The organism is Chryseobacterium paridis, from assembly GCF_016595215.1.
Classification (GTDB): domain Bacteria; phylum Bacteroidota; class Bacteroidia; order Flavobacteriales; family Weeksellaceae; genus Chryseobacterium; species Chryseobacterium paridis.
Genome location: NZ_JAENHK010000007.1, coordinates 97601 through 110994, shown reverse-complemented (window position 1 = coordinate 110994; position 13394 = coordinate 97601). Strand labels below are relative to the sequence as shown.

At 34.5% G+C, this 13394-nt stretch carries 9 protein-coding genes; 3 read left to right on the top strand and 6 right to left on the bottom strand.

What is annotated here, in order from left to right:
• Positions 1-18: 18 nt before the first annotated feature.
• The 6 genes from JHL15_RS07435 to JHL15_RS07410 form a co-directional block, all read right to left on the bottom strand.
• The gene (locus JHL15_RS07435) at positions 19-3417 is read right to left on the bottom strand and encodes a polysaccharide deacetylase family protein (protein ID WP_200244661.1); all 3399 of its coding nucleotides are present in this window, start codon (positions 3415-3417) and stop codon (positions 19-21) included.
• A 90-nt stretch (positions 3418-3507) separates the two neighbouring features.
• Positions 3508-4761, bottom strand: coding sequence for a CinA family nicotinamide mononucleotide deamidase-related protein (locus JHL15_RS07430; RefSeq protein WP_200244654.1), 1254 nt, complete (start codon positions 4759-4761; stop codon positions 3508-3510).
• A 271-nt stretch (positions 4762-5032) separates the two neighbouring features.
• Positions 5033-5572, bottom strand: a complete 540-nt coding sequence (locus JHL15_RS07425; protein ID WP_200244652.1) for a lipocalin family protein — start codon at positions 5570-5572, stop codon at positions 5033-5035.
• Between the two features lie 72 nt (positions 5573-5644).
• Positions 5645-6379: a LytR/AlgR family response regulator transcription factor gene (locus JHL15_RS07420; protein ID WP_200244650.1), complete on the bottom strand. Its 735-nt coding sequence runs from the start codon at positions 6377-6379 to the stop codon at positions 5645-5647.
• An 87-nt stretch (positions 6380-6466) separates the two neighbouring features.
• The gene (locus tag JHL15_RS07415; RefSeq protein ID WP_200244647.1) at positions 6467-6889 is read right to left on the bottom strand and encodes a DUF6326 family protein; all 423 of its coding nucleotides are present in this window, start codon (positions 6887-6889) and stop codon (positions 6467-6469) included.
• Between the two features lie 100 nt (positions 6890-6989).
• Positions 6990-8771, bottom strand: a complete 1782-nt coding sequence (locus JHL15_RS07410; protein WP_317193022.1) for a tetratricopeptide repeat-containing sensor histidine kinase — start codon at positions 8769-8771, stop codon at positions 6990-6992.
• A gap of 156 nt (positions 8772-8927) precedes the next feature.
• Between JHL15_RS07410 and JHL15_RS07405 the strand changes: the two genes are divergently transcribed.
• From JHL15_RS07405 to JHL15_RS07395, 3 genes are all read left to right on the top strand, one after another.
• Complete coding sequence (locus JHL15_RS07405) at positions 8928-10682, top strand: amidohydrolase family protein (protein WP_200244645.1); 1755 nt, start codon at positions 8928-8930, stop codon at positions 10680-10682.
• A gap of 302 nt (positions 10683-10984) precedes the next feature.
• Positions 10985-11659, top strand: coding sequence for an SIMPL domain-containing protein (locus JHL15_RS07400; protein ID WP_200244640.1), 675 nt, complete (start codon positions 10985-10987; stop codon positions 11657-11659).
• Positions 11660-11799: 140 nt separating this feature from the next.
• The gene (locus tag JHL15_RS07395) at positions 11800-13392 is read left to right on the top strand and encodes a DUF4139 domain-containing protein (RefSeq protein ID WP_200244638.1); all 1593 of its coding nucleotides are present in this window, start codon (positions 11800-11802) and stop codon (positions 13390-13392) included.
• Positions 13393-13394: the final 2 nt, after the last annotated feature.

The window sequence follows — 13394 nt, the reverse complement described above, 5'->3', positions numbered from 1 at the left end:
AACAAATTTAAACAAATATTAAGAAGTTGTTATCTCTTTTACATTCCCTGTTCTTTTCAGAAATCCCCAGGCCTGCATTTCTCCTTTTAATGCCTTTCTCAAGCTTCTGAATAACACAATATACATCAGCCATCTATAGCCAAATCGCTGCGGGATTACATATAATAAATTTATTAATTTCTCCCTTTGCATCAGAAAAGCAACAATTGCCAATGAAGCATCTACTAAAAGGAATAACAAATAATAAATAAATATCTTTTCTCCGTTTCCGAACAAGATTCCAAAAAACATAATCACATCAGCGAAAGGTGAGAAAAATGGAATAATGTACTGAAATAATAAAATATTCGGCATTGCCCAAAGTCCTAATCCTTTGTATTTGGGATTTAAGAAGGTCTGTTTCTGTTTCCAGAACATCTGCATAATTCCATACGTCCATCTGAAACGTTGTTTTAAGAACTGCTTCACTGTTTCCGGAGCTTCTGTTACAGCAACAGCCTGGTTTTCATTAGCTACTGTATAACCTTCTTTTAAAATTTTCACTGTGATATCACAGTCTTCTGCCAATGTATCGGAAGAATATCCACCCACCTCATCAATTACCGATCTTCTAAATGCGCCTATAGCACCTGGAATTACTGTAATGGCATTGATATTAGCATATGCTAATCTATCGAAATTCTGACTGGTTGTATATTCTATTGCCTGCCATTTGGTAAGCCAGTTTACCTGATTCCCTACTTTTACATTTCCTGCCACTGCCCCAATTTTCTCCTTAGGATCAGCATTTAAAAATCTTGCTACTAAATGCTTCACAGCGTCTTGCTGAAGTTTGGTATCTGCATCAATACAAACCACATACTCTGCATCCGTATGGGAAATTCCAAAATTCAAAGCTGTTGCTTTTCCACCATTAGCTTTTGTAAAGAGTTTCATTTTTGGGTGACCAGAAAATTCTTCTTTAGCTTTTTCAAATGTCAAATCCTTACTTCCATCGTCTACGAGAATCACATCAAAATTAGGATAAGACTGTCTGAGCAGATTATGCAAGGAAGATATAATATTTACTTCTTCATTATATGCCGGAACAATAATAGATACTTTAGGATAATTTTCCAATATTGGAAATACCCCTAATTTTTTTTCTTTTTTCCTTTCCTTGATCGCCCAATAAGCCATTAGGATCAATCGTATTATTCCCAAAATAATAAAGATGGTAAACAATGCAACCAAAAAGTGGCTGATCCCATAAATGACAGTGGCCAAAACAAGATTAAGCTGCATGATGTAATACGACTTAGTCTTAGGAACCGGAGGCATGAGTTCATTTTTACTTTTATGCAAAATGCTGGCAAGGTTAGTAAAATGATATCCTTGCTTTTGTAATGTTGGGATTAAAATTTTAAGCGCTTTAATAGTCTCTTCTCTGGTGTCCCCTCCTGCGTCATGAAGAAGAATAATATTTCCTCTTTCCTGTTTTATTCCATCCATTACACGCTTTACAATTTCATCTGCTTTTATGCCAGGCTGCCAGTCCTCAGGGTCAATGCTCTCACCGATATCGAGGTAATTTTGTTGTCTTGCCAACGCAACCGGAATAATCTCTTCAGAAGTTGTAGGTTCTGAATCGGCATTATAAGGTGCTCTGAACAGAATTGTGCTATGCCCGGTTATACATTCAAATAATAACCTGGTCAGCTTCATTTCCAGTAATGCTCTCTCGGGACTCACTTTTGCTACATTCTCGTGAGTAAATGTATGGTTTCCGATCTCATGTCCTTCTCTGTAAATACGTTTTACCAATGGAAGATTCTTTTCAGCATTCAGTCCGATTAAAAAGAAAGCGGCCGGAACGTGATATTTTGATAGTATATCAAGGACTTGTGGCGTATATGTTTCGTCTGGCCCGTCATCAAAGGTTAAAACCAATTCTTTTTGTGGTGCCGCGCCGTATTTTTTCACCTCATAAGAGCTCGGATACGTAACGTAATTTTCGTCAGTGATTATTTTCTCTTTCGGGTCTATTTCTAAAGATATTTTACCATCATGCGGGGTATTCAACACATCTAAAACTTCACCATCACCAATATAATCGACCATTGTCTGTCCTTTTACATTCTCCAATTTTTTCAAATCAAGTTTGGGCAAACCTGCAAAGGTCAGATCTTTATCATAAAAATTCCAGATCCGGCTATCTTCACTTCCAAGTCTCCAAAGAGCAGTTCCTGCCAAAGGATATTCTGAGGAAAAGCGCATCGTATTGAAAATAGAAGCTGCATCATTGAAAAAGACAGTATGCGTATTATTTTTAAAATCTGTGTATGAATAGTTGAGGTTAAACGTATTATCATCAAAATTCATTATCGATTTGCTGGCGCTCGCCTTTGTAATCGCCTGCATATAGGAAACATTGATGTTGTCATCAGGATTTGAACTCCAGTCATACCCATAAGCACCAAGACCTAAAATAATCTTATTAGCTGTTGTTTTCTTTAAAATTTTCCCTGTTTGAGCTTCGATCCATTTTTGAGAAGAGATAGGACCAGCATCACCGGAAGAAGAATATTCGTCATAAGCCATCAAAACAAAATAATCTACATAAGGATTTAATCTCTGAATATTATAATCGTCGTTATCCGTCATAATATCCATTGTTACCAATAGCTTATTTTGTTTAAAAGTATCCGAAAGTTCTTTCATGAAAGCAACAAGGTTTTCATCAGAATCCAGATTCATATCTTCAAAGTCAATATTGATTCCTTTGAAGTGAAACTTCAGACATTCGTCGCTTAGTTTTTTGATCAGCTTGGTTCTTCTTGACGGATCATTGAGTACCTTAGCCAAACCTTCCGCACGGAATTCTCTGTCCGAGTTATTACTCAGAATTGGCATAGCTGCGACCCCCGTTCTTTTAATAACCTTATATCCTTCAGGATCGATATTGGTTTTCAGATCTCCTGTTTTTGGATCAAGAAAAAACCATTCAGGAAAAACTAAATTGATGTGTTTTACATTTCTTTTAAGAGACATCAGAGACTGAGGATCCCATGCTACATAAAAAGCAGAGCGGATTCCTCCCGGAAATTGGGTCCAGTTTCTGTTTTGATTTTTAAGCCTTTCTGCTTTTGCTTCCTCTATTTTAGAAAGATTAGTACGGATTGTTTTTTCAGAAATAAAACTTCTGAATCCTTTATATTCTTTTGAAATTCTATTCTCCTGAAGGTAAGGTTTTCCAGCAGTGATTACTGTTTTGTAATCCTCATGAAAAGGAATTTTAGGACTTCTGTCCAGCTTCATCATTAATGCCAATGCTAAAAAGAGTAATATTCCTATGAAAATAAAAATACGAGACCCCCACTGCACATTTCTCCAGCGTTTTTTATTAGTTGTTTGAAAAACCTGTTTTGAATTTTCCACTTTTTTTTGTTATTTTTCTGAAGGGTTTCAAAAAGTATGAAAAACTATATCTTTTAAAATTAAAAAAAAATTAAAATAGAATAAAGAATCTTATTGATTATTTATAAGTAACCCTATTAAATCCTGAATAATTTTCTGAGAAACAAAATACATAAAGTCAAGTCTTTCCAAATGAGGCATATATAATCTAAAAGTCTGCTCATTATCATTGATTCTGATGGTATAAAAAACAGTTCCGATATCTTTCCCATCTTCCCCTTTTCCAGGTCCCGCCACGCCGGTAGTTGAAAGTGAAATATGGCTACCGAATAATTTCTGACATCCTTTTGCCATTTCCTGAGCTACCTGTTCACTTACCACTGTAAATTCATCTACCGTTTTTTGAGAAACATTTAAAATTTCCACCTTTTTTGCTGTTGCATAAGGAACTATCCCCCCTACAAAATATTTAGAACTTCCTGAGTTGGAGGTAATCATTTTTGCCAATTCTCCACCTGTACAACTCTCAGCAATAGAAAGTGTCAACTTTTTCTCATTTAGCAATTCTCCCAATATTTTTTCAATCTTATCCTCAGAAGTAGCAATAATACTTTCTCCAATCAAGGGAAATAGCTTTTGGATCTCTTGCTCCAATTGTTGTTGTAAAACACTTTCATTATGTCCTGATGCCGTTAACCTCAGCTTTACACGTGTTCCAACAGGAAGATAGGATAATGCTAAATTTTGAGGCAAAGAAAGCTCCCAGTCTTCGATAATATCTGCCAGGACACTTTCAGGAATTCCAACAACCGAAACAATTCTTGTATTGATATATTGTAAACTGAAAGTTTCTTTTAAATAAGGGACAATCTGATCTTTGATTAAAGGTTTTACTTCGTAAGGCACTCCCGGAAGGCTAAAACTCAATTTGTTATTGTACTTCATCATCATGCACGGAGCCGTTCCATATTGGTTCTGAAAAACAGTGGATTTTGTAGGAACAAAAGCCTGCTCCTTATTTCGTTCCAATATATCCCCCCGTCCTCTTTTCTCCATGTAATTTTTTAAATGAATAAAAGTAGCCTCATCCAAGGCTATCTCATCATCAAAAAATTCAGCGAGAGCTTTTTTTGTCTTATCATCTCTGGTTGGTCCTAACCCTCCCGTTGTAATAACCAGGTCACCGATTTCAAAGGCAGTTCGTAAAGTATTTTTGATGGTTTCAATTTCATCTGAAATCGTAAAGATTTGTGAAACTTTTATGCCTATGTTCTTAAGTTCTGTAGCAATAAAATTAGAATTGGTATCTATTGTATTCCCGGAAAGGATCTCATCTCCAATGGTAATTAGGACAGCATTTTCCATATTGTAATTCTTGAAAAAATTCTAATACAAATGACGGAAAAATCTACGGTTGGGGCAATGTTTATTGTGGAAATATTTTGGGAGGGAAGGGAAAGAGCGAATTTGTGAAAAGGCTGATTTGCAAAATCGTTAATTCGCTGAATCGCGAAATAGGTGATACGTTTAAATCACAGTCTATATACCGCCATTGGCCGTGTAATCTTTTTTCGGTTTTACAGTTTTACAAATTAGCAAATCAGCCTTTTCGCCCTTTTGCCTTTTTGCCTTTTCCTTAAGTATGCTTCACCCAGATCAATTCACGAGTATCATATCCTATCTTCCTGGCTTTTTCTAAAAAACGTTGTCTTATGCTTTCCGGGATTTCGGTGGTTCGGGACAATATCCAAAGGTATTTCAGGCTGTTTCCTGCAACTAAGGCATATTGATAATTTTCGTCGATATCGATAACATTATAACCCGCCCAAATGGGTTTAAAGAAAGATACTTTTAAACGTCCTTCTGTTTTATCTTTTACAAATTTTGCTTCACCAATAGATTCTTCCCAGACTTTTTTTATATAATTGTATCCTTTATTATCTACGCGAATACTTCCATCGGAATTTTGAGTATAGGTGGCTGTTACATTATCCATTCCTTTCTCAAACTTATAATCGAACCGAGCTATTTCGTACCATTTTCCCAAATATTTTTCGGCATCGAAATTGGTTACAGGTACGGCGCCTTTTGGAATTCTTAATGAATAGTGATTAAAAACCAGTAACCCCAAAAAACCAACTGAAATAGGAATGGCAATTTTCTGAATATTTTTCATAATAATGTACTTATGTGGTTACAATGAAAAAGTCCAAAAATAATGCCTTTAGGCTTTTAATTAAAAATAACTCTAAGAAAAAACTTTTAGAAAAGCATCCTTAAATGTCCCGGAAACTTCTATTTCCGCTTCGTCTAATAGTGTTACCGTTCCGCTTTTGTGGTAGGACTTTACAAAATCTGTATTGATAATATGTGAACGATGAACTCTTACAAATGGGGCTTCTAATAGATCATCAAAATGTTTTAAAAATCTGCACACCATTTTTTTGGACCCATCCGTAAGGTAAACCTGGGTAAAATTACCATCTGCCTGAAGTCTTACAATATCTTCTGTCTTTACAACATCAAACCCTTGCAAAGTTGGAAGAATAAGCTGTTGTTTTTCAGGCTTTAATTTTAAATTTTCAAGCAATATTTTATTACGGTTCAGCTCTTCCTTCTTCTCAAGGCTTTCTACTACTTTATTAACAGCAAGGATGAGTTCCTGGATATCAATAGGTTTTAAAATATAATAACTTGCTGATTTATTCAGTGCCTGTAAAGAATATTGAGAAAAAGCGGTAATGAAAATAGTCTCATATACGTAGTCTTTTGTAGCCTCCAGAACATCGAAAGCATTTCCATATGGCATCTCTACATCCAGAAAAACAAGCTGAGGCTGTTTCTCTGCAATAAGGGGAACTGCATCATTTATATTTTCAGCTTCCCCAAGGATTTCAACCTGTGGACAATATTTTGTGAGATAGCTTCTCAAAACTTCTCTCGCAATAACCTCATCGTCTATGATAACCGCTTTTATTTTCATTTAAGTAGATCTGAATGAATTTCAGTTGTACTGTAAAAATAGAAATATTTAGCTTTACATACAATCTTTAGATCGAAAGTCACTGCACTAAACTCTTCTCCACTTCCAGGCATACCAAACTATTAATAGCGTGATCACACTTTCTAAAATAGCCAGAAAAACATAAAATGCATACCATGCAGAAAATGAAGTCACTGCTATCAATAACATAATTGCTGTAAAGAATAACCCGAAAATAATATTTAGAATTCTGTTGATTGAAGGTTTTAATATCAAGGAAAACATTACCATTACAGCCGGGATTGCTAGGAGTAGTGAGGCCAAAAACAATTTAAAAGGGGTATCCAGCAAATTAGTCCCATTGGTAAGACCTGCTGCTTTACCGGGAGTATATAGTTCAAAATAATCACCATACAAATAGCATAGGGTTACAGAAGTCCAAAGCCCGGCGAGTTTAATCTTAATATTCACCGGAGCATCTTCTAGTTTTCCAAGGGTATTAGTTTTCATTGCAAAATAGTTTTTATAAATATTTGATTCTATACTCTATAGACAATATTATTTTTTATTAAGTTACAATGACTATCGAAAATTTTTACAAAGTGCCCATTTAAAGTCTGTATTCTATTTCTACTAAAACTCCGGGCTCATTCTTTTTATCTGTTACCTTACAACGGATATCTTGTTTGTAAAGATCGTTGAGTAAACCGATTCGCTCCATGGTATTTTTCATTCCACGTCCTTCCCTTGCTTTTTGGTGCTCTGTTTTTAATTTTTTGCTTTCCTCAATCCCGATTCCATTATCATCAATACTGATTTTCAGGTGTTGATTCACTTTTTCAAAACTGAGTTTTAAAAATCCTTTTTCTTTTCGGTATCTCAATCCATGCCAAATAGCATTCTCTAAAAATGGTTGAACCAACATTCCGGGAACATGTAAACTTTGTAAATTAAGATTTTCATCAACATCAATTTCATAATCAAATTTATCCGCAAAACGAGTTTTCTCCAGTGCCAGATAATTTTGCAGTAAATCAAGTTCTTGCTGGAAAGGGATAAAGTCTTCAGCCGAATTTTCCATGACACCACGCATGAGTTTCGAAAATTTGGTTAAATATTGATTGGCTTCCAATTCATTGTTTGTTGTGATAAACTGATTGACGCTATTCAAGCTATTAAAAATAAAATGAGGATTCATTTCTCGTCGAAGCGACTGCAAAGCAATTTTTTTATTTTTGATCTGAACTTTACGAAGTGTCCAGAATATAAAGCCTATTAATCCTAGCAATAGGACCAATGCACCAATCAGGCTATAGTTAAAAACATTTTTCTTTCGGATCAGTTCATCTTTTAATTCGCGTTCTTTTTCTAATTGAGAAATTCTTTGCTCTGTATCTTCAAGAATTTTATTATCAACGAGGCTCCTGTCCTTTGATACAAGATCCGGTAGTCTTCCCAGGAAATCTCTGTACAATTGTACTGAAGCATCTGTATTTTCGGAAACACTATAGAGACTGTCTAACCTCTTGACACTTTTTTGTGCCTCTAAAGTATGTCCTTTCTCCAAGGCTATTCCATATGCGTTCTTTAGCTCTTCGATTGCACTTTTGGGATCATTTTTCTTAATATAGATATCAGCCAATTCCTGAATCTGCTCCACCTTTGTTTGAGAATCATCTTTCACAAAATCCTCTTTTAATACTTTTTTCTTGGCCGCAATCGCTTTATCAAAGTCTTTATTATCAACGTAAAAATTGGTTAGCTTTTGATTGATTTCCAAAGCCTGTTGTGGTTCTAATTGCTTTTTAGAAATCGTATAGGCACTCTTGAGATTCTGTTCCGCCTGAGGAATATTATTTTGTTGAATATTTATATCTGCTAACTGACTGTAACCAGCCGCCAGATCTGCTTTCTCATTTTCTTTTTGGCTAATATCTATATTACTTTTTATTGCTTCTGCTTTTGCTTCCTGAGAAGGTGAAGAAAGCCTTGTAGCATCATTGGAATTCATACTGCGGCTTTCCTTTGTAAAACTTATTTCTGCTGCACGGCTGTAATTATTTATGGCAGGGGTTATCTTATTTTGCTTCTCCTGAGATTGAGCTAGTTTACGGGTAACGAGTTCCAGATTCTTTTTATCATTCAGGTTTTGGTAGACATTTCTGGCCTTTATAAGGTATTCCTCACTTTTGGCATAGTTTCCCTGATTATAATAATCACTAGCCATTCCTACATAAGTTTCCGCTACCGTTTTATTATCATTATTATCGACAGCCACTTTAAGTTTTGATGCTGATTTCAGAGCTTTTACAACCCTTGTAGAATCCTGAGCGAAAGAAAAATTTCCTATCGCTAATGTGATGATTACTATTATTTTGAAAAGTTGCTTCACCTTTTTTATTCTATAATGCAAAGTAACTAAAACTTTATGTATAGTTTCTTATGACTCACCAAGTCAAAACTACATTTCACCAAGTTTCACACGGGTACATATTGATGATACTGTTTTCATATATTTGTGATTTACAAACAACATAAACTGAAACTCATGAAGACCCATTTTTATTTACTATTCATACTTTGTTTCTTATCCGGTAAGATCCACGCACAGACCTACATACAAAATGTAACAGTTGTAGATATTACTAACAAAAAACTGATTCCCAATCAAACAGTTGTTGTTAGTAAAGACCTTATTTCTGATGTCAAGCCTGCTAATAAAATAAAAGTACCACAAAATGCTACGACTATAGATGGGAAGGGTAAATTTCTTATACCGGGAATGACAGATGCTCACGTTCATTTTTTCCAAAGTGGAGGGTTATATACAAGACCTGATGCATTTGATCTAAGAAAACAAGCTCCGTATGAAAAAGAAATTGATTGGGTACATAACAATATGGAAGACTTTTTATTGCGTTATCTTAAAAGTGGAATCACGTCTGTAGTAGACGCAGGGGCTACCTATAATTTTCTGGGTCTAAGAGATACATTTTCAAAGAATATGACATTACCATCTGTTTATATGACAGGACCACTTCTTACAACATATGAACCTGAAGCATTTAAAAACCTGGATAAAAATGAACCTTTCAAATTGGTAACGACCATTGAAGAAGCCAAAAAAATGGTTCAGGAACAACTTCCCTATAAACCTAATTTTATTAAAATATGGTACATCGTAATGGCTGATCCAAAGGAAATGGAAGCTACTGCAAAGAAATATGAACCTATTATAAAAACAATCATTGATGAGGCTCACAAAAATAATTTAAAGGTTGCTGTACATGCGACAGAAAGGATAACAGCACAAATTGCTGTACAGAATGGTGCCGATTTTTTAGTACATGACGTAGAAGATGAAGTAGTTCCTGATGCTTTTGTAAAACTTCTGAAATCAAAAAATGTTGTTTTAAGCCCTACATTGACTGTAATGGATAACTATTATAAAACCTATGCACAGAAGAAGCAGTATAACACTTATGAATTAGAGAACTCCAATCCACAAACAGTTGGATCTATTTATGATCTAAAACACTTGTCTGGCTCTTCAGATTCTACAATGATCAACAAGCTGAAAAAGCGCTTTAATCTACCCCAAATAGATGTTTATGCCAGAAAAAAGGATTCTATAAGAGTCATTAATTTAAAAAAGCTTTCTGACGGAGGAGTAACGATTGCTGCAGGTACGGATGCCGGAAATATTGCCACCCAACACGCAACCTCTTTTATTGCCGAACTTAAAGCAATGAAAGAAAGTGGAATGAGCAATTGGCAGGTTATTCAGTCGGCGACGATCAATCCTTCTAAAATTTTTAATAAAGAGAATACCTCAGGAAGTATTACTACAGGGAAAATTGCAGATATGGTACTTCTGAATTCGGATCCTACTGAAAATTTAGATCACCTTACAAATATCGAAATGGTTTTTAAAAACGGACAACCACTACAAGCTGATAAAATTTTGAAGGTAACACCTGAAATTCTTGCTCAACAACAATTGAATGGCTACAATGCAAGGAATATTGATGCGTTCCTTGAGCCTTATTCTGAAGATGTCGAGTTATATACTTTCCCTAATACATTAATCAGCAAAGGAAAAGAAGCAATGAGAAAAAGCTATAGTGCCATGTTTGATAAAACACCAGATCTCCATTGTGAAATTAAAAACAGGATCATCAATGGTAATTTTGTTATAGATAGAGAAAGTGTTTCAGGAGTTAGAAAAAATGGAAAGATAGAAGCAACTGCTATTTATGAGATAAAGAATGATAAGATTTCTAAGGTTTATTTTTTGCATTAGAGGGAGGCAGCTGAAAATTGAAAGTTGAAAATGAGAAGTTGATAGTTGATAGTTGATAGTTGATAGTGCAAAATTAGTGTTTAGCAAGTTCTTTTAATCTTTTAATCTTTTAATCTTTTAATCTTTTAATCTTTTAATCTTTTAATCTTTTAATCTTTTAATCTTTTAATAAAAAAAACGACAGTTCTCACCGGCTGTCGTTTTTTTGTTCTTTCACCAAGTGAAAACTTCATTTCACCAAGTCTCTCAATTTCCGGTTTTGAATCAGACTAATTTTACTTCAGAATTTAAAACAAAAAATTATGAAATTGAGACATTTTTTATTAATCGGATTCCTTACAGCAGGAAGTTTAATAAGCGCACAGGAAGTAAAGAAAAATGCAATTGAAGTAACAGGAGTTGCTGAAATGGAAGTTGAACCGGATGAGATCATCTTTAACATCGGAATAAAAGCCGACAATAAGAATGAGCTGGCTGATAATGAAAAGAAATTATTCGAAACATTAAAGAGCAATGGAGTAAAGAATGAGGACATCACCTTCAAATCGATGTATCAGAATCTTTATTCAAAAACAAACAAGTTTACAAAGAGCTTTCAGTTTAAGGTAAATGCAAAAACCAACTTAAGCAAAGTATTTGAAGGATTGAACCAAAAATGGGTAAGTAACCTGAATGTTTCAGAGGTAAAGAATACCAAAATTGCTGAATTTAGAAAAACTGTGAAGATAAATGCTTTAAAAGCAGCCAAAGAAAAAGCAGATTACTTATTAGAAAGTATGGGTAAAAAAGTAGGCGCTCCTTTGGAAATTGTAGAAATAGAAGACTACACGAGCGACACTGTTTTACCAATGGCAGCTTATTCAAGAAAATCAAGCAGCGTACAAATGGAAGCTGATGCAGGAGTTGATTACTCATTTGATAATATTGAAAATATCAAATTAAAGTACAGCATTAAAACAAGATACGAGATACTTTAAAATAGAATAAAGGCAGTTCTTTCGAACTGCTTTTTTTCTCTCCCGACTCATTCACCAAGTCAAAACTCCTCCTCACCAAGTCTTCAGATTTTCAGCCTGGAATACAGATAATTTTACTTTAGAATTTTAAATAATACGCTATGAAATACTTTTTAATACTCCTCACAGTTTCACTTTTCAAATCGCAAGAGATAAAAAAAGAAATTGATGTAAAACAAGCTACTCTATTCTTGCAGGGAGCCAAAGTCTTTGGCAGCACCAGTATTTCTTTACAGAAAGGAAAAAATACAGTAAGAATTATGAGTCTTCCTAATGATATTGATGAAAACACTTATAAAATCAATCTCGAAAAAAATACGACTCTTCTTTCCATTACTCCACAGAGTAATTATCTGAAGAATGATGAAATGTCCGAGGGTGAAAAAAAACTGGAGGATGAAAGGAAAAAGCTACAGCGACAAGTAAGCTTATTAAATATTCAGATTAAAAACCTGACAGGTGAGCAAAATATAATCAACGATAATCTTAAAGTTTCTACCAATGATAAATCGACTCCCCAGGATCAATTGATCAAACTTACCGAGTTCTACAGAAAGAGAATGCTCGAAATTGATAATCAGGTATTCTTACTGAATGAACAGAAAAGTGGATTTGATGAAAGTATAGCTAAGATCAATAAGCAGTTTACAGAAGAACAAACGCATAAAAATCAAAACAAAAAGGAACTACTTCTTGAAATTCTCGCAGATCGGGAAATGAATATCAATCTGGGTATAAGTTATATTGTTTCTAATGCTGGTTGGGTACCTTCCTATGATTTGCGTGCAGAATCTACCAAGAAACCTCTTGAGATTGCATATAAAGGAAAAATATATCAGAAAACAGGTCAGGACTGGAATAATGTAAAACTTTTTGTTTCGACTTACAGACCTTCATATAACCAGAATAGACCCATTTTATCTCCATTGTACGTAGCAGAATATACAGCCTATGATTCTCAAAAAGAACTTGCAGGATATTCAATGAAAGCAAAAGCAGATATGACGAATGCATATCAGATGCGGGCTGAGCAAGTTGTTCCAATAAGCCAGGTACCAATCGCAACAGTCTCCGACAATCAGATGAATGTGATGTATGAACTGAAATTCAATCAGACTATTGTAAGCCAGGAAAAGGAACAGTATGTGATTTTGGATAAAAAAGAAGTAAATGCTACTTATAAATATCATACCGTATCAAAGCTCAACAATCAGGTATTCCTGATGGCATTTGTGAAAAACTGGCAAAATCTTAATCTGATTTCCGGAGAAGCCAATATCTATTTTGAAGATAATTATATCGGAAAAACAAATATCACAAGCAACTATATCAAAGATGAGTTCCCAATCTCTCTTGGTGCAGATGAAAGAATTACAGTAAAAAGAATAAAAGTAGAAGATAAAACTTCTCAAAAAACACTCAATTCAAATAAGTGGGAAACAGAATCTTATCAAATACATGTAAGAAATAACACAAAAGAAAACATTGATCTTGAAATCCTTGACCAGCTTCCAATCAGTGAAAATTCTAAAATCTCCGTAAAATCATTGGAAATAGGAAACGGAAACCTCGATGAAAAAACGGGAAGCATCCTTTGGAACAGAAAAATCAACAGTGGAAATTCAGATATTATCAACTTCTCTTTTGAAGTGAAATATCCAAAAGACATGCAAGTCCAATATTACAGCAGATAACC

Coding starts and splice junctions, on each gene's coding strand:
- JHL15_RS07430 (WP_200244654.1), bottom strand. CDS start 4,761: ATGGAAAATGCTGTCCTAATTACCATTGGAGATGAGATCCTTTCCGGG.
- JHL15_RS07425 (WP_200244652.1), bottom strand. CDS start 5,572: ATGAAAAATATTCAGAAAATTGCCATTCCTATTTCAGTTGGTTTTTTG.
- JHL15_RS07420 (WP_200244650.1), bottom strand. CDS start 6,379: ATGAAAATAAAAGCGGTTATCATAGACGATGAGGTTATTGCGAGAGAA.
- JHL15_RS07415 (WP_200244647.1), bottom strand. CDS start 6,889: ATGAAAACTAATACCCTTGGAAAACTAGAAGATGCTCCGGTGAATATT.
- JHL15_RS07405 (WP_200244645.1), top strand. CDS start 8,928: ATGAAGACCCATTTTTATTTACTATTCATACTTTGTTTCTTATCCGGT.
- JHL15_RS07400 (WP_200244640.1), top strand. CDS start 10,985: ATGAAATTGAGACATTTTTTATTAATCGGATTCCTTACAGCAGGAAGT.
- JHL15_RS07395 (WP_200244638.1), top strand. CDS start 11,800: ATGAAATACTTTTTAATACTCCTCACAGTTTCACTTTTCAAATCGCAA.